This is a genomic window from Butyrivibrio sp. NC3005, from assembly GCF_000424545.1.
In the GTDB taxonomy this organism is placed as follows: Bacteria; Bacillota; Clostridia; order Lachnospirales; family Lachnospiraceae; genus Butyrivibrio.
Window position 1 is genome coordinate 1 of record NZ_AUKC01000018.1, and the last position, 22,364, is coordinate 22,364.

Annotated in this window: 17 protein-coding genes; 16 read left to right on the forward strand and 1 reads right to left on the reverse strand. The window is 35.0% G+C overall.

The features are described 5' to 3' along the window. Window positions 1-126: 126 nt before the first annotated feature. Window positions 127-669 carry a glutathione peroxidase gene (locus G634_RS0106425; RefSeq protein WP_026504599.1) on the forward strand — a complete coding sequence of 181 codons (543 nt, stop codon included), beginning with the start codon at window positions 127-129 and terminating at the stop codon, window positions 667-669. A gap of 62 nt (window positions 670-731) precedes the next feature. Next, window positions 732-1,172, forward strand: coding sequence for a MarR family winged helix-turn-helix transcriptional regulator (locus tag G634_RS0106430; RefSeq protein WP_035799200.1), 441 nt, complete (start codon window positions 732-734; stop codon window positions 1,170-1,172). A 20-nt stretch (window positions 1,173-1,192) separates the two neighbouring features. Here the strand turns inward: G634_RS0106430 and G634_RS0106435 are convergent, their stop codons facing one another. Then, window positions 1,193-2,311: a hypothetical protein gene (locus G634_RS0106435; RefSeq protein WP_026504601.1), complete on the reverse strand. Its 1,119-nt coding sequence runs from the start codon at window positions 2,309-2,311 to the stop codon at window positions 1,193-1,195. Window positions 2,312-2,944: 633 nt separating this feature from the next. On the opposite strand from G634_RS0106435, the gene G634_RS0106440 reads away from it, so the two are divergent. From G634_RS0106440 to G634_RS0106505, 14 genes are all read left to right on the forward strand, one after another. Next, window positions 2,945-3,607: a response regulator transcription factor gene (locus tag G634_RS0106440; protein ID WP_026504602.1), complete on the forward strand. Its 663-nt coding sequence runs from the start codon at window positions 2,945-2,947 to the stop codon at window positions 3,605-3,607. Then, window positions 3,600-4,823, forward strand: coding sequence for a sensor histidine kinase (locus tag G634_RS0106445; protein WP_026504603.1), 1,224 nt, complete (start codon window positions 3,600-3,602; stop codon window positions 4,821-4,823). Before G634_RS0106440 ends, G634_RS0106445 begins: the two co-directional genes overlap by 8 nt. A gap of 184 nt (window positions 4,824-5,007) precedes the next feature. After that, window positions 5,008-6,375 (forward strand): ABC transporter permease, encoded by a 1,368-nt coding sequence (locus tag G634_RS21870; protein ID WP_051233724.1) that lies wholly within the window; start codon window positions 5,008-5,010, stop codon window positions 6,373-6,375. Next, window positions 6,294-6,845 (forward strand): ABC transporter ATP-binding protein, encoded by a 552-nt coding sequence (locus G634_RS18255; RefSeq protein WP_081676522.1) that lies wholly within the window; start codon window positions 6,294-6,296, stop codon window positions 6,843-6,845. Before G634_RS21870 ends, G634_RS18255 begins: the two co-directional genes overlap by 82 nt. Window positions 6,846-7,061: 216 nt before the next feature. Continuing rightward, window positions 7,062-7,424: a hypothetical protein gene (locus G634_RS0106460; RefSeq protein ID WP_026504604.1), complete on the forward strand. Its 363-nt coding sequence runs from the start codon at window positions 7,062-7,064 to the stop codon at window positions 7,422-7,424. Window positions 7,425-7,638: 214 nt separating this feature from the next. Then, entirely contained in the window at window positions 7,639-8,994 is a 1,356-nt protein-coding gene (gene rlmD / locus G634_RS18260) for a 23S rRNA (uracil(1939)-C(5))-methyltransferase RlmD (protein WP_242826778.1), read from the forward strand. A gap of 350 nt (window positions 8,995-9,344) precedes the next feature. Continuing rightward, the gene (locus G634_RS20205; protein WP_051233726.1) at window positions 9,345-13,562 is read left to right on the forward strand and encodes an endo-1,4-beta-xylanase; all 4,218 of its coding nucleotides are present in this window, start codon (window positions 9,345-9,347) and stop codon (window positions 13,560-13,562) included. 93 nt (window positions 13,563-13,655) lie between these two features. After that, window positions 13,656-14,444, forward strand: coding sequence for an IclR family transcriptional regulator (locus G634_RS0106475; protein ID WP_242826779.1), 789 nt, complete (start codon window positions 13,656-13,658; stop codon window positions 14,442-14,444). Window positions 14,445-14,580: 136 nt separating this feature from the next. Beyond that, window positions 14,581-15,219: a bifunctional 4-hydroxy-2-oxoglutarate aldolase/2-dehydro-3-deoxy-phosphogluconate aldolase gene (locus G634_RS0106480; RefSeq protein ID WP_026504606.1), complete on the forward strand. Its 639-nt coding sequence runs from the start codon at window positions 14,581-14,583 to the stop codon at window positions 15,217-15,219. Window positions 15,220-15,263: 44 nt separating this feature from the next. Beyond that, a complete protein-coding gene (locus G634_RS0106485) occupies window positions 15,264-16,367 on the forward strand; it encodes a sugar kinase (protein WP_026504607.1) in 1,104 nt (367 codons plus the stop codon). Window positions 16,368-16,508: 141 nt separating this feature from the next. Further along, the gene (locus tag G634_RS0106490; RefSeq protein ID WP_026504608.1) at window positions 16,509-17,699 is read left to right on the forward strand and encodes an AI-2E family transporter; all 1,191 of its coding nucleotides are present in this window, start codon (window positions 16,509-16,511) and stop codon (window positions 17,697-17,699) included. A gap of 79 nt (window positions 17,700-17,778) precedes the next feature. Then, a complete protein-coding gene (locus G634_RS0106495) occupies window positions 17,779-19,593 on the forward strand; it encodes an ABC transporter ATP-binding protein (RefSeq protein ID WP_026504609.1) in 1,815 nt (604 codons plus the stop codon). 6 nt (window positions 19,594-19,599) lie between these two features. Then, window positions 19,600-21,399, forward strand: a complete 1,800-nt coding sequence (locus G634_RS0106500; protein ID WP_026504610.1) for an ABC transporter ATP-binding protein — start codon at window positions 19,600-19,602, stop codon at window positions 21,397-21,399. A gap of 134 nt (window positions 21,400-21,533) precedes the next feature. Then, window positions 21,534-22,325, forward strand: a complete 792-nt coding sequence (locus G634_RS0106505; RefSeq protein ID WP_026504611.1) for a GGDEF domain-containing protein — start codon at window positions 21,534-21,536, stop codon at window positions 22,323-22,325. The last annotated feature ends 39 nt before the right edge of the window (window positions 22,326-22,364 follow it).

The window sequence follows — 22,364 nt, forward strand, 5'->3', positions numbered from 1 at the left end:
GATTGACATTATACCAAAAAAGGGAGGTCAATGCTCTTTTTATTTAAATCTCCCGAGAATAAAGGATTTAATAACAAAAAGGAGTGTCAGATTTGACACTACCCGTAAGGCAAAGGAGGGCTTTTTATGAGTATTTATGATTTAAGTGTAACTGCAGCTTCAGGCGAAGAGATTTCTATGAAGAATTACGAGAAAAAGGTAGTTCTTATTGTAAACACTGCGACAGGATGCGGATTTACACCTCATTATAAAGATATTGAAGCAATGTATGAGAAATATCACGATAGAGGATTTGAAGTTATTGATATACCTTGTAATCAGTTTGCAGGTCAGACACCAGGAACTGATGACGAAATTCATGAGTTCTGTACACTTAAGTACAATACACAGTTTCCACAGATGAAGAAGTCTGACGTAAATGGTGAGAATGCAATACCATTGTTTAAATATTTGAAAGAGCAAAAGGGATTTGAAGGATTTGGAAAAGGACCTAAAGCACTTGCAATGAGCGCAATGCTTTCTAAAATCGATAAAGATTATAAAAATAATTCCGAAATTAAATGGAATTTCACCAAGTTCGTTGTAGACAGGTCTGGCAATGTTGTGGCTAGATTTGAACCTACTGCAAAGATGGAACTGGTAGATAAGTGTATAGAAGAACTGTTATAAGCTGCAGATAAACAATAAGCATGAAATACGAGTTTATTAAAGAGTAATTAAAAGAGGGTATTATGGCACAAGAATATGAACAGCTGCTGTTAAAAAATCAATTATGTTTTCCACTATATGCTTGTGGACGCAAAATAGTAAGTGAATACACTCCTTTTTTGAAACCGCTTAATCTTACATACACTCAGTATGTTGTTTTTATGGTTCTTTGGGAAAAAGAAAGCATAAGTGTTGGTCAACTTGGCAGTACACTTCATTTAGATGCCGGAACTCTTACACCTCTTTTGAAAAAACTGGAAAAAGAAGATTATGTAACAAGAAAACGTTCTAAGGAAGATGAACGTGTTACTATAATAAGTATTACTGAAAAAGGAAAAGCGCTTAAAGAGAAGTGTAAGGATATACCGCTTGAACTTACAAAGAAAAAGTCTCCGCTAAATGAAGCGGAGACAAAAACACTTTATACATTATTGTATAAACTTCTTGAAGAAGATGAGTTATAAAGTAATAACATAATGATGAATTATGAAGTTACAAGTCCGAGGCGAACAATCTTTCCGTCTTTAATATCTAGATGAAGACCTGTTGCACTTTCAACTTCCTGTCCACGGATTGAGAGGTAATACTGCAATACTTCTTTGACTTTCTTAAGGTTAGAGTTTGCCTCGAATTCATTTCCGGCATCAATATCGCCATATTCTATGGATTTACTATCTCCTGTTAAGGTAATATTTTGAACATATTCCATTCCCCAATCATCATGAACTGCACCTTCTACTTTGTTATCATTACAGTACAGTTTTTCAACAGATAGACTAAAAACTCCATCTTTTTCTTCAAATGCTGTTACCATATCACAGTAGGATGTGTAATTGCCGTCTGGAAGCTGATTAGCAGTAACTTCTGGTGCGTTTGCTTTTTCTGCATCTTTTTTAGCCTTATGCATATCGCAAATTGTATATGCTACTGCAGAAATATCAAATCCATCAAGGTCTGTGCCTGTAACGGTAAGAGTGTAAGTAAGGCTTGTATCACTAAAATACCAATATGCTACATCTACAGTTTTGTCAGTATCTATTTTTCTCTTGAAATAAACAGGCTGTCCATCGTGCATTTCTTTGGAATCGCTGTCCCATTCATCATAGTTATATCCAGAAATACAGTCACTTGGTCGTTTTGCTTTTTGCATTCTTGCAACATAATCAACAGATGTATATTCATCTGACATAGTAAATGTAACTTCACCAAGAGGTACAACTTCTGTATATTCATTTAATTTTGAATCATGGTTTATATTCCCCAGAAGAGCATCATCTTCACAAATTTTGTATGTGACATTTAAAGCTCCATCTGGGATTTCAAAATCGGATTCCATTTCCCTGGCAAATTCGTCCTTAGTAACAGTTTTCCATGGATTTGAAGCATCTTGTGAAGTCTTAGTTTCTTCGTTCTGTAAATTATCCCTGCTTGAAGAATCATCATTTTTCTTAGTAGAACTGCTTGAAGAAGACAAATCTGCAGATGTTTTTGTAGTAGAATCTATAGATTCATTTTTGGAGGAATTATTTTCGTTTCCCTTACTACTGCATCCGCAAAGAAGTACTACTGTTAATCCGATTACAATAATCTTTTTCTTTATCATTATAATCTCCTTTCGTTTTTCTTACTTTATTTTATCAGAAAAAATGTTGTTTGCGACTCTTTTTTATTGATAGAATAAGTGGTGTCATTACTTATAGTTTTTTGTCACTGCGTTCCAAAAACTACGCAAACTGGCCATTTGAAAAGGCTTCGCCTTGGACCAGTTTGCCACTTGACTTTTGTTCTCACGAAACTCGCAGTAAATGCGAGTTTATGAATATAAGTGACAAGAAGTCATGACTTCTTGCTGAGATTTAGGATAATCATCAGCAAGAATCCTGCTTTGCAGGACAAAATTTGTCTTAACGACAAATTTTGGTCTGATACGGTTTTTGATTTTCCTGATGAAAACAAAAACCTATACTTTATTGTTTTGAATACTTAGTAGATTAGTTTTACTGGCTTGTAATATTTCATGAGCAGAACTGTTTATAAACGTTGGTACTTATGCGCTGTTTTTTAGCGCATTACGTACCACTACGTTTATAATCAAGCGAAAGCGTGTCTGCGACGAAATATACAAACAGTAAAACGGACTATATAGAAACAATAAAGCATAATTTATGGTCCTGATTAAAAGAAAGTGATTCAAAATATTCTAGTAATAACAAAATAAAAGTGCGAGGGAATTTTTATGCTGGACATTATAATCGTTGAAGATAACAAAGAAATTGGAGGTCTTTTATGTGATTTCCTAAGAAAAGAAAATTATACTGTGAGTATTGCTCAAACAGGTGAAAAAGCACTTGAATTATTTGAGGCTTATGGAGCCAAACTAATAGTTCTTGATCTTATGTTACCTGGAATTGACGGATTTTTTGTATGCTCCAAAATCAGAGAAAATTCTAATGCCCATATTATGATTGCAAGTGCAAGAACATCAAAAGATGACAAGCTCAAAGGTCTGGGAATCGGAGCAGACGACTACATAGAAAAACCGTACGATATTGATATTCTTCTGGCAAAGATAAAAGGAGTTTTCAAGCGTAAATATGCTTTAGATGAGATGGTTTCTGACGAAATAACAATAAATACTGTTACGAATAGTATTTTTGTAAGAGGAGCATATATAGAATCAACAGCCAAAGAGTTCGAGCTTTTAAAACTATTAATGGAGAATAAGGGCATTACATTAAAAAAAGAATATCTGTTCAATAATATATGGGGAAGCGATAGCGATTCAGAACTACAGACATTAACAGTTCATATCAAATGGCTAAGGCAGAAAATAGAAGATAATCCAAAGAATCCTAAACATCTTATTACAGAATGGGGAGTGGGGTACCGATTTGAATAAGTATAAAAAGTTTGCATTGTGTACTATCTTAATAGAAATCGTCCTTATTATTATCTGTAATGTGTATATTTTAAAAAACAATAACAGTCAACAGGGCAGAAAGTATTTAGTAGATATAAGCCGAATAGTCACAAGGGTTGAAAAAGGCGAATCCATTCAAAATATAGATTTAAATAAGTATAAAACAATTGTATCAATAAAAGAGTTTGATCCATACTACCGCTCAAAATATGATTATACAGTCGAAGAGTTAAATGGAAAGCTCTATAGATTTGAGTATTATCCTGTTGATAACTCTTTTGTAATATGGCATGTGAATAAAATTCTTACCATAATGCTTGTTTTTTCTATAGTTCTACTAGCTTTTGTGGGAAAAAAGATAATTTATCCATTTATAAGTATCAAAACACTTCCACAAGAGCTGGCCAAAGGAAATCTTTCAATTCCAATAAAAGAAGAAAAAAGCAAATTTTTCGGGAGTTTTTTGTGGGGGATGGATATGTTAAGGGAAAAACTCGAAGATGATAAGAGAAATGAACTTGAACTTATTAAAGAGCGCAAAACTTTGATTCTATCTTTGTCACATGATATAAAAACACCTCTTTCTGCAATAGATTTATATGCTAGAGCTTTGAAGAATAACTTATATAAAGAAGAGAAGAAGAAAATAGAAGCCTTAGAAGGGATAGAGAAGAATGTTTTTGAGATAAAAAAGTATGTCAATGAAATTTTAGAAGCCGCCAGAAAAGATTTTCTTTCTTTAAGTGTAGAGAATACAGAGGTGTATCTTTTCGATGTTATAAAAGAAATAGAAAAGTATTATACAGAGAAAATGATGCATCTCCATATAGATTTTAAAATTTTTGATACTGACAATTGTTTTATATATGGCGATTTCAATCGTATCGTAGAAGTATTTCAAAATGTTATAGAAAATGCTGTTAAATATGGAGATGGAAAAAAGATTGAAATATCTTTTTCTGAGGAAGAAGAATGCAGACTTATAACTGTCAGCAACACAGGATGCAGCGTTAAACAGGATGAAATACCTCATTTATTTGACTCTTTCTATAGGGGAAGCAATAGCGAAGGCATACAGGGAAGTGGATTGGGATTGTATATATGCAAAGAAATAATGAAAAAAATGGATGGAGATATTTTTGCAGAAATAAAAGGTGATATTTTCGCTGTGACACTCGTGACAAAAAAATTATGATTTTTGCCTGTTTCGTTCAGAATCATTTTGGGGATTTAATGAATGATTAATAATTGGTGCATTATATTAAATATTGTAATCAGCAAGGATGCGTTTCCAAAGGCCTGGAGGTTAAAGAAAAGCGTATATAAAGGCACAAAATAAGTTTTAATCCAACAGAGGTTATGAAGAGAAAGGAAGAATCATGTATTTTAGAATCTTAAGACGTGATGTGAAGCGAAAGAAAACGATGAATTTCATATTGTTGTTATTCACGATTCTTGCTTCAACGTTTGTATCGAGTGGACTTAGCAATGTTGTTAATGTAATGAGTGGTACTGATTATTATTTTGAACAGGCGGGACTAGGTGATTATATTATCATTACACAAAATGGTGATGGCAAAGTTGAAAACATATTGGAGAAATCCAAAGAAGTGACAGGATATAAAAAAGAGGAATGTTGTTGGGCATCAAAAGATGATCTTACTGCTAATGGACATAAGGTTGAAATGAAGAATAATACATTTTTGATTCAGCCGTTACAGGAAAATGGTCTTAGTTATTTTAATGAAGATAACACGAAGCTTACACATGTAGATCAGGGTAAGATTTATGTAACAGCAGGTTTTCTTAAAGATAACAATATAGAAGTAGGAGATACATTAAGGCTAACCTTCAACCAAAAGACTTTTACTTTTGATATTGCAGGTGAAATCAAAGATGCGCTCCTTGGTTCCGTTATGATGGGAAATACAAGATTTATCATAAGTAACGAAGATTACCAAAGGTATACAAGTGACTCTAAAATAAAAGACTATAAGGGATGCATCTATAATATTGATACAGATGATGTAAAGATTCTTATCAATGATATAGCTGACGTAGAAGGTGTATTATTTGCTGACGGAAAAGATGTTATAAAAATCTGCTACATTATGGAAATGATTGTAGCCATGATAGTACTAATCCTTAGTGTCTGTCTGATTATAGTATCTTTTGTACTTTTAAAGTTTGTAATAGCATTCTCTATTAGTGAAGAGTATCGTGAAATTGGCGTGATGAAGGCAATTGGAATAAGTAATTTCAAGATAAGAAGCCTTTATATGATTAAGTATCTTGTTATGGCACTTCTCGGAGGACTTCTAGGTTTTCTTATTGGAATTCCATTTGGAAATATTCTGATACAGTCAGTGTCTCAAAAGATGATTTTAGGTAATGAATTTGGAGTATTGTTAAATGTAACAGGTTCAGTTTTTGTAGTTATCATAATGAGCTTTTTTGCATATCTTTGCACAGGAAAGATAAAAAAAGTTACACCTGTAGATGCAATTAGAAGTGGACAAACAGGTGAAAGATACGACAAAAAAATGATGTTTCCTCTTAGAAAATCTGTTTTGGGTAATGCTGTGTATATGGCAGTAAATGATGTTGTAAGTTCGCCCAGACGTTTCTTTACAATTATTATTTCGTTCTTTTTGATGGAAAAGATATATCAAAGCTTTCTTCAAAGGAACTTGCAGATGTACGACTTAACAAGATGGGATTTATTTTCCAGCAGATGCAAATGTTGAAGAATCTTACAATAATGGATAATATCTTGATTCCTGCTATGGAGAAAAATGATAAAAGAAAAGAAAGGCGCCAAAAAGTCAAAAGAGCAGAAGAACTTTTAAGAAAATTATCTATTATCGATGTTGCTGATAATGATATCAATGAAGTGTCAGGAGGCCAGCTCCAAAGAGCGTGTATCTGTAGAAGTATGATTAATAATCCGAAGATTATTTTTGCAGATGAGCCTACAGGAGCACTTAACAGGACTGCATCAACAGAAGTAATGGATGAACTTGTTAAGCTTAACAATGAAGGAACTACTATCATGATGGTTACGCATGATCCGAAGATTGCTGCAAAATGTAAAAAGGTATTCTATATTGTGGATGGTAATATCAAAGGTGAATACGAAAATGTTACTAATGAGCATACCTCTGAACAGGATAGAGAGCGAAGATTGAATAACTGGCTCATGGATCTTGGCTGGTAATGTATAAGGTAATTTAACAGGGATTTTTTAAGCAAGATTTTCGAATATTTATTGCTAGTGATGCCAACAAAGTGTATAATATTTTTTGTTCAGAAAAGATAAGGATGCTGCCTGTAAGTTAAATGATTTAAGCGTCATAAGTGTTTCTAATCTTTGGTGCCGATGTCATAATCATGGCAGTAATATAAGTAAGAGGGAATTCGGAGGATTAGAACAATGTCAAGCATTATAACAGAATCCCAGCATTTTAATAATGAGATTCCGTTTTGTACGGTTTATTCTTTAAGAGATAAAAAAGAGTTAGAGCGTATTTTCCTAAAACATCGCATTTCCTATTATCTTGATTGGCAAAAACAATCTTTATGGCAGAAAATTTTTGGTGGACGTAAGGGATCCGATAGAATTAATTGCCTGGTTAAGATTAATAGAGCGGATGTCGAACGTGCAAGAGAACTTGTTAAGAACATTACTGGTCTGAAAATGAAAGAACTTATCGGAAACACAGAAAATCGTCAGGTTACAAAGAGAGCTCTGATGGATGAAGAGATGGATCTTGATAAGGAAGATGAAGAAATGTAATTATTCTAGGAAGATGATTTTTAAGAGCTGAAATTCTTGAATGATTTTGTAGGAGTAATTATCAAAAGGGTCTGTATGGGAGGAATAGTGCTATCTTTAGACAAGTGATAGCAGCTTTTGTTCATACAGATCTTTTTTTGAGCTATAAATAATAAAATGGTACTTTTTTAGATAAATGTAATGTTAAACTCCTTTGAAAGGTGGATATAGTAGATTGGAATTTAAGAATAATAATAGAAAAAATATCGTAAATAAGACAGGGGTTGCTTCAAATAAACCTAAGAAAAATAAGAACTTTGCAGGTAAGCTTCCAGAAAACCAAAAATCTTTAAGAAAGTTTTCTGATAATAGAAAACCTTCAGGTAAGATTCAGGATAATAGAAAAACTGAAGGCAAATCTTTTGAAAAAGGTAAAAAAGAATCTAAAGCATTATGTCCTGTATTTAATAAATGTGGTGGCTGTCAGCTTCTTCACATGCCGTATAACAAACAGCTTGAGTGGAAACAGAAAAGAGTGCAGGAGCTAATCGGAAACATCTGTGAGGTTGAATCGGTTATTGGAATGAAAGAGCCTGACCATTACAGATGTAAGGTTCATCATGTCTTTGGCCATGATAGAAAAGGAAATGCTCTTCATGGAATTTATCAGGAAGGCTCCCATAAAGTTGTTCCTATTACAACATGCCTTCTTGAAGATAGAAAAGCAGATGAGATAATCGAAACGGTACGAAGTTTGCTTAAATCATTTAAAATAAAAACATATGATGAAGACTATGGACAGGGACTTCTTAGACATGTTCTTATCAGAATAGGTAAGAATAGTGGACAGGTTATGGTGGTACTTGTTGTATCAAATCCTATTTTTCCATCAAGCAAAAACTTCGTGAAGGCACTTGTAGAGAAACATCCAGAGATAACAACAATTGTTTTGAATGTTAATGATAAGCATACAAGTATGGTGCTTGGTGATAAAGAAAAGCCTATTTATGGAAAAGGGTATATAACTGATGAAGTATGCGGAATGACTTTTAAAATTTCTCCTAAATCGTTTTATCAGGTAAATCCTGTACAGACCGAAAGACTTTATAGTAAAGCAATAGAGCTTGCAAAACTAAAAAAGACTGATGTAGTTATGGATTGTTACAGTGGTGTAGGTACTATCGGAATCATCGCATCGCCTCATGTTAAAGAAGTTATTAGCGTAGAGCTCAATAAGGATGCTGTAAAAGATGCTATCTGGAATTCTAGGGCAAATAATGCCGAAAACGTTACTTTCTATAATAACGATGCTACAAGATTTATGGCTCAAATGGCAGAAAGTAATGATAGAGTTGATGTAGTTATTATGGATCCGCCAAGAAGTGGTGCTACAGAAGAGTTTCTTAAGTCCTTGTTTGAGCTTGCTCCGGAAAGAGTATCTTATATTTCCTGCTCGCCAGATACACTTGCAAGAGATTTGAAAATTATGGTCAAGAATGGTTATAAGGTAGAGAAAGTAGTACCGGTTGATATGTTTGCTTACACAAAGTCGATTGAAACAGTAGCGGTTTTATCTAGAATAGGTGACTAACAGAGGATTATATAAAACATTTTTCTGATTTTGATATTGTATATTCCGCCATTATTAAAAATGTTGATTACTCTGATGTAATCAAAGATCATGTAAAAAATTTTGCGATAGAAAAAACTGTGACAAAAGTTCCTAAGTAGTATTATTCCTACTACGTAGGAGCTTTTTTGTTATGCACTTTGACTAACATTTGTGCAAAAAAGCAATATCTGATAAGCATATAGCAACTTATGATAAGAAAGAAATGTGATGTTGCATAATAATATTGTATAAATCCTGCAACAGCAGAGCATAATGCACAAATGAATTTCTTTTAAATCTTAAAATCTTTTTATGGGAAGGGGTATTGCATGCATAAGAAAAAGTTAGGTTTAACATCTTTGCTTATGGCAGAAATGTTGCTTACTACAACTGTAGGGACAGGGGTTACAAACGTCTATGCAGCTGAAAATGAGTCAAATGTAAGCGCATCTGAATCTGAAGAAAAAGAGGAGAAGTCAGATTCATCAGTCGAATCAGAAAGTACTAAAGAAGGGGAAGACAATCCTGAAAAGTCAAATGATGCAGGAAATGGTTCTACCAGTGAAGAAGCAGGGGGCAAATCCGGGGAGAAGGATAACGACAAGACAAGTGATAACGAAGAAAAGAAAGAAGAAAGTAATTCAGGAAGTGATAACAGCGAAGAAGCTGCTAGCAAAGAGGAGGGTGTAGAGAACAAGGACAAAGAGTCTAAAGAAAAGGATAAGGAACAAAAAGACGACGTCAAGAAGGATGAGGAAAAAGAGGATAAAAAGGAAGAAGGTAACAAAGACGAGAAAACTATAAGATACTCGGCTGATGAGCTCGATGTAAGTTTTCGTTGGGGCAGTGAGAAAGCTGAAAATGGAGTTATGAAATTCCCAAGTCAGTATTATGAGTATCTTGTAAAGATTCCTAAGAAGTATTCTTTTAATGAAATCGAAAACATTAAAGTTAAAATGAAGGATCAGGATGGAAAGCTTTGCTTTAAGTACTATGGAACTGAGGAAAAGCCTACAAAAGAAGATAAGTCTGTAAAAGAGACTTATGATAATTTTGGTAAGGAAGAATATGACATAAATATTGAGGATGATGCTTCATTTACATATCTTGGAATTATGTCTGTAGATGAATTTGGTGAGAAGACACCGACAGAGTTTGCAACCTTGGTAGGAATAGAGATAAAACTCAAAGATGATGTTAAGAAAGATGATGAAAATTCCAAGATTAAGCATATCATCTACACTAAGGATGATATGGAATTTATGGATACCTGGTCTAAAGAAGCATATGATGGCGGTAATGTTTTAAAGTTTGAGAAAGACTGGCAAGAGTATTGCTTCAAATTAAAAGAACCGTTAAATGCGGAAAGAATTAACAGCATTAAGATTAAAGTTAAAGATCAGGATGCGACTGTTGCATTTAAGCTTTATGATGAAACACAAGGTGAAGATGGTAAATATAAAGAACTCCTAGCTGAATATGGCAAAAAAGGTCAGAAGGAATATGTTCTTAACCCATCTGTAGACGGTAAGGTGACACACTTTGCTATTATGGCTATGAATAGTAACACCTATCCATGCGGAGTTACTATCGAAAGTGTAGAATTTGAATATGATACAACGCCTGTTGATGATACTGTGAAAAAAGGTGTAGAGTATGATATTCCAAATCTTAGAGATAAGATGTGCGCAGTTCTTGGTGATGACTTTATCGTAGGAACCGCAATTAGTTATCAGGAATTTGCTGATAATATGGAGATGGAACTTGTAACAAAACATTTCAATGGTGTAACTCTTGGAAATGAGCTTAAGCCTGATTCTATGCTTAGAAAAGATGCTGAGCTAGAGGATGTTACTCTTAATGGTCATACTTTCAAGTTTCCTAAGTTGAACTACGAAACTCCTGAAAGATATCTTGATTTCTTTGTAAAATGGAATAATGAGCATCCAGATAAGAAGATTCGTATAAGGGGACACGTTTTAGTATGGCACAATCAGACTCCAGAGTTCTTTTTCCATGAAGACTATGATCTTGGTAAGCCGTTTGTAACTCCAGAAGTTATGAATCTTCGATTGGAGTATTATATAAAGAGTGTCGCACAGCATTTCACATCCGAGGGTAGCAAATACAAGGATATGTTCTATGGATGGGATGTTGTTAATGAAGCTGTGAGTGATGGAACAGGCACTTATAGAAATGACAATGAAAACTCAAAATGGTGGGCAGTATACAAGAGCCCTGAGTTCATTAAGAATGCCTTCGTATATGCTAACAAATATATGCCAAAGTCTATTGCTCTTTTCTACAATGATTATAATGAAACAATGGAGAGTAAAACCAAGGGTATATGTCAGCTTCTTACAGATGTAAAGAATACTGAAGGGGCTAGAATTGATGGTATGGGCATGCAGGCTCATTACCAGATAACATCCAATTCTCCATCTATGGAGCAATTCAAAAAGTCTGCACGTGCATATGGCAAGATTGTAGGACAGGTTCAGGTTACTGAGCTTGACTTCAAGGGAAGTGCCAACTCTAAAGATGAAAGACTTGCCCAGAGATATAAAGATGTTTATGACACCATTAGACGTTTGAGAAATGAAGGCTGCAATATTACAGGTATGACAATCTGGGGAGTGGTAGACAAGCATTCATGGCTTCAGACTCAGAACAGTGCAGGAGGAGGATCTACAGATAATAGCCGACAGTATCCGCTTTTGTTTGACAACAATTATAAGGCTAAAAATTCTTTCTATGCCCTTGCAGATGCAGGCGAGTTAGAGCCGGAGATAAAGAGTGTTCGTCTTGTTCAGATGCTCGAAGAAGACTATAGTGTAGGTGAAAACTATAGCTTTAATAAGGATGGCGGAAATGTTTCATTTACTCCTATGTGGAGCACTGATGGATTAAATGTAAAGGTTAAAGTTCCAGATAATTCTTTTGATAGTCAAGACTCTGTAACTTTATTTGCATCGGATTCTGATGGTATTAAGCAGGTAACTGTAAGCAGAAAAGACGCAAAAGAAGTAAACGGTGGCTATGAGGCAGAACTTAAGCTTTCTGTTAATGGAAAGTCTCTTTCTTCAAATGAAGTAAAGATGGATGTGCTGGTAAATGATAATGGCAATAAGTCAGCATTTAATGACACAACCTTTAATCAGGCAAGTAGTAACAAGTTTTTTGCAGAAACAACCGTTAAACCTCTTCTTAATGTTCAAAAGGGAAGTGTTTTAATAGACGGCAAGATTGATGATAAGGACTGGGATAAGGCAGAAGAAGTTCCACTTACCATCAATGTTGGTTCAAAGGTTAGTGCCAAGGCAAAACTTTTGTGGGATGAGGAAAATCTCTATGTTCTTATGAATGTTAAAGATGATGTTCTCAACAAGGATTCTTCACAGAATCATGAGCAAGATTCTATTGAAGTATTTATAGATGAGAATAACCATAAGACTTCTTCCTATGAAGATGATGACAAACAGTATCGTATTAATTATGAGAACAAACAAAGTTTTAATGGTAAAAAGTGTGTAGAAGAAAATGTAAAGTCAAGCGCAGTTGTTACCAAAGATGGTTATATGATTGAGGCTGCATTCAAGTGGACTGATATTAAGCCTTCTAATGGCACTGCTGTTGGTTTGGAACTTCAGATTAATGATGCTGATGGCAGTGGTAAGCGTATTGGTACACTTAGCTGGAGTGACAAGACAGGTAATGGCTGGTCTTCAACTTCAGTATATGGAACAATTTGCCTTAAGGATGGAATTGTTATCCCTCCAGAACCTTCGAAAGATACACCTAAAGAAGATGAGAACAAGGATAAGCCGGCAAATGGTGGTGGTAATAAAACTCCATCAAAAAGTGGTAATGGTGGGAACGAATCAGGAAACAGTGGAAGTAGTTCAACATCAGGAAACATATCAACAGGAAGTGATACAACAAGAAGTACATCGACAGGCAGTACATCAACAACTTCTAACAAAGCTGCGGCTGCTAAAAAGAATACTACAACTGTAAGTAAAGCATCTGCAAATGCACCTGCAAACAATGGAGAAGTACTTGGTGTAAGAAAGAGCGGCGATTCAGATTCTGTATACAAAAATACTGGAAAGGTTTCTTCTAGGAATACAAAGAAGAGTTCTAAAACAGGTAAAAAGACAAGAATAAACGCAAGGAAGAATTCTTCTAAGGTTACACTGGCGGAAAATAAGACTACAGAAGAAGTAAAAGAAGTTACAGAAGAAGAAAACCTTGAAGTGGCTGTTAATGAAGAAGATACGAACAAGGAGGAAGTAAACGAATCTGCATCTTCTGAGAATGAAAATGCTGAAGAAACAAAGAAATATGAAACAAGTGCTGATACATCTTCTGAAACTTCAAAGGACGATGCGAAAGAAAATGTAGAAGAAAAGAAACCTGAAGATGAAAACGCAGCAAAGGAAAATGAAAAGTCAAGTGTTCCTGTAGCACCAATCGCAGGAGGAACCGGTGCTGTAGCACTTGTAGCTATTATTTCAGCTATTCTTAAAAAGAAAGGTATTTTTTAAACTTTCTTTAGAAAACCAAAAATGATATAATAGTTTCATAATATGGAAGTATATTTTATTAATACACTTAACTTATGGAAGGAAAAAATCATTTTGGCTAATGAAAAGATAAAAAAGGCTGATAAAAATCCTATTCAGGTAGCTGACAGGCTTTTTAAAACTTTAGAGTTTCTTGCTTCTAGAAAAGAGTCAGGACTTATGGAAGTTGCAAGCGCAATGAAGCTTAATAAAAGTACTGCTCATAGAATTCTGACTTCACTTGAATATATGGGTTATGTGAAACAGAGTAAAGAGAATGGAAAATATTTTCTTACGATGAAGATTGTGGAGCTATCTGGGCTTGTCATGAGCAGAGTTGACATAATAGGTATGGTTAGACCGCACTTGGAGAAGCTTATGGAAACAACAGGTGAGACGGTTCATTTTGTTAAAAGAGACGGAAATGAAGCAATCTACATCGATAAGGTTGAATCACATCAGAACTCTATTCAAATGATTTCACACATTGGAAGTAGAATTCCGCTTTATTGTTCAGGTGTAGGAAAAGCTATGGCAGCGACTTTTAGCAATGAAGAAGTAAGAGATGTGTGGAAGAGCAGCAGGATAGTCAAGCTGACTCCTCATACTATAACCGATTACATGGATTTTGAAGAGGTTCTCGACAGGATTAGAAAGCTTGGATATGCAATGGACGATGAAGAAAACGAATTAGGTGTAAGGTGCATTGCAACAGATTTGTCTTCGAATGGAAAAAGTGCAGAATATGCATTTAGCATTTCTGCACCCGTTTCGAGGATGGATGAGAAAAGAATTAGTAAGCTCTCTGAATATATGCAGAGAACAAGGCAGGATATATTAAAAGATATAGGTGGACTATTATAAACACAAAAAACTCCTTACTGATAATCATCGGTGGGGAGTTTTTGTATTGACATCATTAATTAAAGTAATATAATTAATAACAGTTATACCATAATATGAAATATAGTTTCACAATATGAAACTAAAAGGAGAATGTATGAACGCAGTACTTGAAAAGTTTGAGAAGATTGGTATTATTCCTGTTGTAGTTTTAGATGATGCAAAAGATGCAAAGAAGCTTGGAGAAGCTCTTATGAAGGGCGGACTTCCGGCAGCTGAGGTGACATTCCGTACAGAGGCAGCAGAAGAGTCTATTAGAATTATGTCTGAGAATTTCCCTGATATGCTTGTTGGTGCAGGAACTGTACTTACAACAGAACAGGTTGATAGAGCAGTTAATGCTGGGGCAAAGTTTATCGTAAGTCCTGGATTTAATCCTAAAGTTGTTAAATATTGTATCGAAAAGAATATTCCGGTAACACCTGGTACACAGACACCTTCTGAAATGGAACAGGCTATTGAGATGGGTCTGGACGTAGTGAAGTTCTTCCCGGCAGAGCCTGCTGGTGGTCTTAAGATGATCAAGGCAGTCTCTGCTCCTTATACAATGCTTAAATTCATGCCTACAGGTGGAATTAGTGCAGATAATGTAAGAGAATATCTTAAGTTTAACAAGATTCTTGCATGCGGCGGAAGCTGGATGGTTAAGAAGGATATGATTGTTAATGGTGAGTTTGACAAGATTGAGGAGCTTGTTGCACAGGCTGCTGCAATAGTTAAAGAAGTTCGCGGATAAAATAATAGTTATTTGTAATAAAAAGGCAAAATTGGAGAAGGAATATGAAAGTTGAACTTAATTTAAGAGCAAAAGAAGATTGCAAATTTGATGCAGTATCATTGGGAGAGGTTATGCTTCGCCTTGATCCAGGCGAAGGCAGAATCAGAACTGCAAGAAGTTTCAGAGCCTGGGAAGGCGGCGGAGAATATAATGTTATAAGAGGTCTTCATAAGTGTTTTGGTATGGATACAGCCGTTATTACATCTTTTGCAGATAATGAAATCGGTAAGCTTATGAAAGACTTCATTGAACAGGGCGGTGTTGACACTTCTCTTATCAACTGGAAGAAGACAGATGGAATCGGAAGAATTTGCCGTAATGGTCTTAATTTTACAGAAAGAGGATTTGGCATTCGTGGTGCAGTAGGCTGTTCGGATAGAGCAAATACTGCAATTTCTCAGGCAAAGCCAGAGGACTTTGACTTTGATTATATTTTTGGTGAGCTTGGTGTTCGTTGGCTTCATACAGGCGGAATCTATGCAGCTTTGTCCGAGCAGGCAAGTGAGACTGTTGTAGAAGCTATTAAGACTGCAAAGAAATACGGAACAATTGTGTCTTACGATCTTAACTATCGTCCATCTATGTGGAGCGCAATCGGCGGACAGACAAAAGCTCAGGAAGTTAACAGAGAAATCGCAAAGTATGTTGATGTCATGATTGGTAATGAAGAAGACTTTACAGCATGCCTTGGTTTTAAGATTGAAGGTAATGATGAGAATTTAAAGAGTCTTAACATCGATGGATATAAGAAGATGATTAATGAAGCAGCAAAGACATATCCTAATTTCAAGGTTGTTGCTACAACACTTCGTACAGTTAAGACAGCTACAGTTAATGATTGGAAGGCAATGTGCTGGGCAGGTGGAGAAATCTTTATGTCTAACGAGTATCCAGGCCTTGAGATCATGGATAGAGTAGGTGGCGGTGATTCATTCGCATCTGGTCTTGTATATGGTCTTATGACAACAGCCAATCCTCAGATGGCTGTAGATTATGGAGCAGCTCACGGAGCACTTGCAATGACAACACCTGGGGACACTTCTATGGCATCCAAGGAAGAAGTTGAAGCTATTATGGGCGGTGCTGGAGCAAGAGTTAAGAGATAAAAAACAAATCTTTAGTTTAGATAAATTTTATATATTTCATCTTTATTAAAGCTTGACCAACTACCTTTATATTTGTACGATTTAATTATGCGCTGTGTATTGCAACAGCATTTTAAATCTCGCAATATAAAGGAGTTGGGTATGTTTTTTGACAAAAAATGGAAGAACCAGAATTGGTTTCAGTACGCAGTTGCGTTGTGCATTGCGATTCTTTTCTACACTATAATAAACAATATAGATGGTATACAAGATTGTTTTAGTGTCTTATATGGATTTATTTCACCGGTTGTTCTTGGTGTAATAATTGCATATCTGCTTAATCCCGTCATGTCTTTTTATGAACGGACAATTTTTTCTAGATTAAAACAGCAGTCATTTAGAAGAAGTTTTTCATTAATACTTACGGTTATTACTTTTTTGCTGTTTTTTTCTGTGCTTCTTATAGCACTGATTCCTCAGATAGTATCGAGTCTGACTACTCTTTTTGCAAATGTGGATGAATACTCGAATACGCTTCAGATGCTTTTAGAAAAATTAAAAGAAACTGCTGCTAAGTTTAAGCTTGATATTAGTTCATTTACAGCTTTTAGTGATAATTTTCTTAGTACTTTTAAGTCAAGTATACCTAATGGCTTTAACAGCATTGTTAATACTTCGGTGAATATCGGTTCAGGAATACTTAATGCTGTTATTTCATTTATTCTTGCTATTTATTTTTTGGCAGATAAAGAGCATTTAATTGGTGGATGGTCTAATTTGTTAGGTCTTTTGGTATCTGACAAGCATAAAAGAGACTGGGTTGATTTTTGGACTAGATGCAATACTATTCTTCTTAGATATATTGGTGGAGACCTGCTGGATGCACTTATTGTTGGAGTAGTTAACTGGATATTCATGCTTGCTTTCGGAATGCCATATGCAGTGCTTATTTCTCTTATAGTGGGAGTTACAAATCTTGCTCCTACTTTTGGTCCTATTGTGGGAGCTGTGATTGGCGGATTTATTCTTGTGCTTGTTAATCCATGGTCTGCACTTTGGTTTCTTATTTTTACCATTGTTCTTCAGACATGTGATGGATATATTATTAAGCCTAAGCTCTTTGGAAATACTCTTGGAATCGCGTCTGTATGGATTTTAGTATCTATAATCGTATTTGGAAGAGTTTTTGGAATTGTGGGTGTGCTTCTTGCAATTCCGTTCGCAGCTATTATAGACTTTATATATAGGGAATTCTTTCTTGTCTGGCTTAAAAGAAAAAAAGATGTTGGCGAATTTGATGATAATGAAGATGATATAGCTAAAGATGAGAATGTAAATAAAAAAAATTCATAAAGTTTTTGGCAGCATTGTGTTTTTTTGTTGATTTTGTAAGAACCTAAACTAAACAGCCATATATCTTGTGGGAGGGATTATGGAAAAAAGAAGTTCTTTAAGATTTAAAAATGTCTTTTCTTTGTTAATGTATTTTTTGAAGGGCAGCAAACATTTGTTTGCTGCCACAGTTGTGTTTTCATGCATGACATCTTTTATAGATCTTATTAATCCAAGGTTTATAGGTTTTGCAGTGGATGTTATTTTAGGTAACGATATTGGTAAATATCGTTTTACGTCCTTACTGCTAAAAAACGATACTGGTGCTGATTTTCTCAAGAAACATATGTATATTGTGGCGCTTTGCGTGCTCGCATTTTCTGTGTTAGGAGGGTTTTGCAGATATCTTGTAAGACTTTTTAATACCATGGGAGCAGAGAAGTTAGTTAAAAGAATGAGAGATAGCCTTTCTGATCATATCATGCATCTTCCATATGCGTGGTATGGAACAGTGCAGACAGGTGACATTATTCAGCGATGTACATCAGATGTAGAAACTATTAAAATGTTTGTTTCTGAACAGCTTGTAAATTTTTTTAGGATAGTTATGCTTATGATTCTCGCGCTTAGTTTTATGGCGGGAATTTCAGTAAAACTGACACTTATTTCTGGTGCATTTATTCCTGTTATTGTGCTATATTCTGTATTTTTTCATGGAAAAATAGGGGATGCATTTGAACATGTTGATATTCAGGAGGGAAAGTTATCTGCTATTGTTCAGGAAAATCTAACAGGTGTTCGAGTGGTTAGAGCTTTTGGTAGAGAATCCTACGAAAAAGACCGTTTTGATAAACAAAACGAGTATTATACGAATATGTGGATTAGAATGCTCAAACTTTTATCTGCATTTTGGGCATCAAATGATCTTATTTCGGGATTGCAGATTTTCTTTGTTGTTATTTTTGGAGCAATATTCTGTGTGCATGGTCAGATGAGTGCAGGTCAGTATGTATCATTTATAGCATATAATGCTATTTTGACTTGGCCGGTTAGAATGCTAGGAAGAGTAATTACTGAAATGAGTAGGGCCGGAATATCAGGTAACAGAATTTTGGAGATTATGAATACACAGGTTGAACATGATATAGAATCTCCAAAGAGACCGCCGTTGGATAAAGATATATTATTTGAACATGTATCATTTTCTTATGACAATGAAAATGATATTTTGTCCGATGTTTCTTTTGAAGTGAAAGCGGGTAGTTGTGTAGGAATCCTGGGATCTACAGGTTCTGGCAAATCTACTTTGATGTATCTTCTAGACAGGCTCTATAACCTTCCAAAAGAAAATGGAAAAATCACAATTGGCGGTGTTGATATTTTGGATATAGAAGCTGAGTACTTAAGAGAAAACATAGGAATTGTACTTCAGGAGCCATATCTTTTTTCTAGAACACTTGCCGATAATATTGCAATTACTCAAAATGAGTTGAAGATGGATAATATTTATCATACTGCGCATACTGCTTTTCTCGATGAAGCTGTAGAGAAGTTTACTAAGGGGTACGATACCTTTGTAGGTGAGAGGGGAGTAACTTTGTCTGGGGGTCAAAAGCAGCGAGTTGCAATCGCTCAAACTCTTATGAAAAATGCTAAGATACTAATCTTCGATGATTCATTATCTGCCGTTGATGCTAATACTGATGCAAAAATAAGAGAGGCTTTGAATAAAGAAATGAAAGGTACAACAGTATTCTTGATTGCACATAGGATTACAACTCTTATGAATGCAGATAATATCCTTGTTATGCAAAATGGTCGGATAAAAGAAAGTGGTACTCATGAAATTCTCCTTGAAAAAGGCGGCATTTATAAAAAAATTTATGATTTACAGACACAGGGAATGGAGGAATGATTAAAGATGGGCAATAAAGAGAATAATGTAAAACTTCCTCTATTTGGCATACCTGCGCTTATGCCTTATATTAAACCTTATGGTAAAACGATTATTGTTATGATAATGCTTGGAACATTTTCGAGTATTATTGATTCGTTTTACCCTCTTTTTCACAAGTATGCATTGAACAATTTTGTTGGAAAGAGAAAACTTGATTACATTGCATTTTTCTGTGTGCTGTATGTCATTATTTTGATAATTCAATCTATTGATAATTACATTACAACTTATTTTTGTTCAAAAGTAGAAATGAAAATGGACAGAGATTTGAGAAATGCCGGATTTTATCACCTTCAGACATTGTCATTTTCTTATTTTAATCAGAACAATGTCGGGTATATTCACTCACGAGTTATGAGTGATACAGGAAAAATAGGAGAACTTGTAAGCTGGCGACTTATGGATTTTGTATGGAATTTTTCTTACATTATCTCTATCCTTGTTGTTATGCTTTTTATGAGCGTAAGGTTATCGCTTGTGATTTTTGCTTTGATACCTGTTGCAGTTGTGTGTATCGTCTTTTTTCAAAAAAAGCTTGTTGCCTTAGGAAGACAAATTAGAGAAATAAATTCACGTATTTCTGGTAACTTTAACGAGAATATTACGGGTGCTCGAAGCGTTAAAACTCTTGTAATTGAAAAAAGAGTCCAGAATGATTTTGAAAAAGAAACCGAGAATATGCGCAGAGAATCTATTAAAAACGGACATTACTCTGCGCTTTTTACAGCGCTTATTACACTTATGAGTTCGATTGCGCTTTCTCTTGTTTTGTGGCAAGGTGGAAAGCTTACAACAAAGCATATTATTGAGATAGGCACATTATCAGTATTCATGTCCTATGCACTTGGAATGATGGAACCAATTCAGAACGTGGTTAACACCATTTCTGCACTTATTTCTATTCAAGTTAATATTGAAAGATTTACCAAGCTTATGAATACTGAATCAGATGTTAAGGATTCTAAGGAAATAATCGAAAAATATGGTGATACCTTTAATCCTAAGATGGAAAATTGGGAAGAACTTCATGGAAAAGTGGAATTTAAAGATGTTTCCTTTAAATATCCTGATGGTGATGAATATGTTCTTGAACATTTTAATCTTGTAGTGCCTCAAGGCTCTACAGTGGCTATTGTCGGAGAAACAGGTGCCGGAAAATCCACCTTGGTAAATCTTGTATGCAGATTTTTTGAACCGACAGTAGGAAAAGTGTTGATTGACGACAAGGATGCAAGAGAAAGAAGCTTATTGTGGCTTCATAGAGGAATTGGATATGTTCTTCAGTCACCACATCTTTTTTCTGGAACTGTACGTGACAATCTTCGTTATGGAAAGCCTGATGCAAGCGAGGAAGAAATATGGAAAGCACTAAAAATGGTTGCTGCTGACAAAATCGTAAAACGAATGGAAAAAGGACTTTCAGGTGAAGTAGGAGAAGGCGGAGATATGCTTTCTACAGGAGAAAAACAGCTTTTATCCTTTGCCAGAGCAATACTTGCGGATCCAAAGATTCTTGTCTTGGATGAAGCAACAAGTTCTATTGATTCTGTAACAGAGAAAGCTATTCAGAATGCAATAAAGGTTGTTACTAAAGGTAGAACTACATTTATGATAGCACATAGACTTTCAACTGTTGTGGATGCGGATGTTATCTTGGCAGTGTGTGATGGAAAGATAATTGAAAGAGGCAATCATCACGAACTTATGAAGAAAAAAGGATATTATCACGAGTTATATACAAGACAGTTTAGCGAGGATATTTAAAAACTTTAGATTTTTGTCACCTGAAGAATTTTTTGTTGGCTAATTTGAATATTTGGTGTAATATGTAATTTGTGAAAATTGTGTGAAAATTTTTAGTGAAGATTTTCACAGATAAAAAGGAGCAAATACAGATCATGAAGCAGTATATGTATACTCTGGTAACAGAAGAAGATCTGGAACGGATTGCGGATGACATTTATGGACAGGACTTGTTTGGAGGAGCTTCTAGTGTCCTGATTACGATTTTTTCAACGAAAGATAGAGCTGGTTTATTGGACCATGTGCTAAGCTTTTTTGAAGAGCGTTTTCCTGAAGTGTCTAGTAGTGGATGTTTTGTTTCAACTGGAAAGTTACAGGAAGATATTCCAGGAGAAGATACTACGATTACAATTTCCGTTTTGGATAATGTATCGATTGATGCAATAATTTGTCCAGAGGTTTTGGAGAAGCACCAGCCATCACGAGATCCTTTGACAGGCGTTTATACTAGAACTGAAATTGAGAGAATTTTGGATGAAGTGCTTAGCCAGTCAGATATCTGTTCACCAGCAATTTTACTGGCAGATATCGATCATCTTGATCAAATAAATGTTACTTTGGGACATGATGCGGGAGATTATGTAACTCAGAAAGTAGCTGATATTCTTATGCAGAGTCTTAGAATCGCTGATCATATTGGACGTTGGGAGTCTGAGAAATTTATGATAGTTTTGCAGCATGTTGATAAAAACAGCATGATGGATGTTACAAACCGTCTTAGAAAACTTGTTGAAGAGGCGGATTTTGCTGATGTTGGTAAAATAACGATTTCTTTTGGATGTACACTTATAAATTCAGGAGAAGAGAAATCTGTAGCTTATTCCAGAGCGAATCAGGCATTGGAGAATGCAAAAGAAAATGGAAGAAATTGTGTTGAGTGTCTTTAATAAGTTATCTGTAAAATAACTTTTTAAGGTTGTCGAGGA

Bases quoted from the DNA above. Each gene is read 5' to 3' on its own strand.
- G634_RS0106425 (WP_026504599.1), top strand. From the start codon at position 127: ATGAGTATTTATGATTTAAGTGTAACTGCAGCTTCAGGCGAAGAGATT.
- G634_RS0106430 (WP_035799200.1), top strand. From the start codon at position 732: ATGGCACAAGAATATGAACAGCTGCTGTTAAAAAATCAATTATGTTTT.
- G634_RS0106435 (WP_026504601.1), bottom strand. From the start codon at position 2,311: ATGATAAAGAAAAAGATTATTGTAATCGGATTAACAGTAGTACTTCTT.
- G634_RS0106440 (WP_026504602.1), top strand. From the start codon at position 2,945: ATGCTGGACATTATAATCGTTGAAGATAACAAAGAAATTGGAGGTCTT.
- G634_RS21870 (WP_051233724.1), top strand. From the start codon at position 5,008: ATGTATTTTAGAATCTTAAGACGTGATGTGAAGCGAAAGAAAACGATG.
- G634_RS0106460 (WP_026504604.1), top strand. From the start codon at position 7,062: ATGTCAAGCATTATAACAGAATCCCAGCATTTTAATAATGAGATTCCG.
- G634_RS20205 (WP_051233726.1), top strand. From the start codon at position 9,345: ATGCATAAGAAAAAGTTAGGTTTAACATCTTTGCTTATGGCAGAAATG.
- G634_RS0106480 (WP_026504606.1), top strand. From the start codon at position 14,581: ATGAACGCAGTACTTGAAAAGTTTGAGAAGATTGGTATTATTCCTGTT.
- G634_RS0106485 (WP_026504607.1), top strand. From the start codon at position 15,264: ATGAAAGTTGAACTTAATTTAAGAGCAAAAGAAGATTGCAAATTTGAT.
- G634_RS0106490 (WP_026504608.1), top strand. From the start codon at position 16,509: ATGTTTTTTGACAAAAAATGGAAGAACCAGAATTGGTTTCAGTACGCA.
- G634_RS0106495 (WP_026504609.1), top strand. From the start codon at position 17,779: ATGGAAAAAAGAAGTTCTTTAAGATTTAAAAATGTCTTTTCTTTGTTA.
- G634_RS0106500 (WP_026504610.1), top strand. From the start codon at position 19,600: ATGGGCAATAAAGAGAATAATGTAAAACTTCCTCTATTTGGCATACCT.
- G634_RS0106505 (WP_026504611.1), top strand. From the start codon at position 21,534: ATGAAGCAGTATATGTATACTCTGGTAACAGAAGAAGATCTGGAACGG.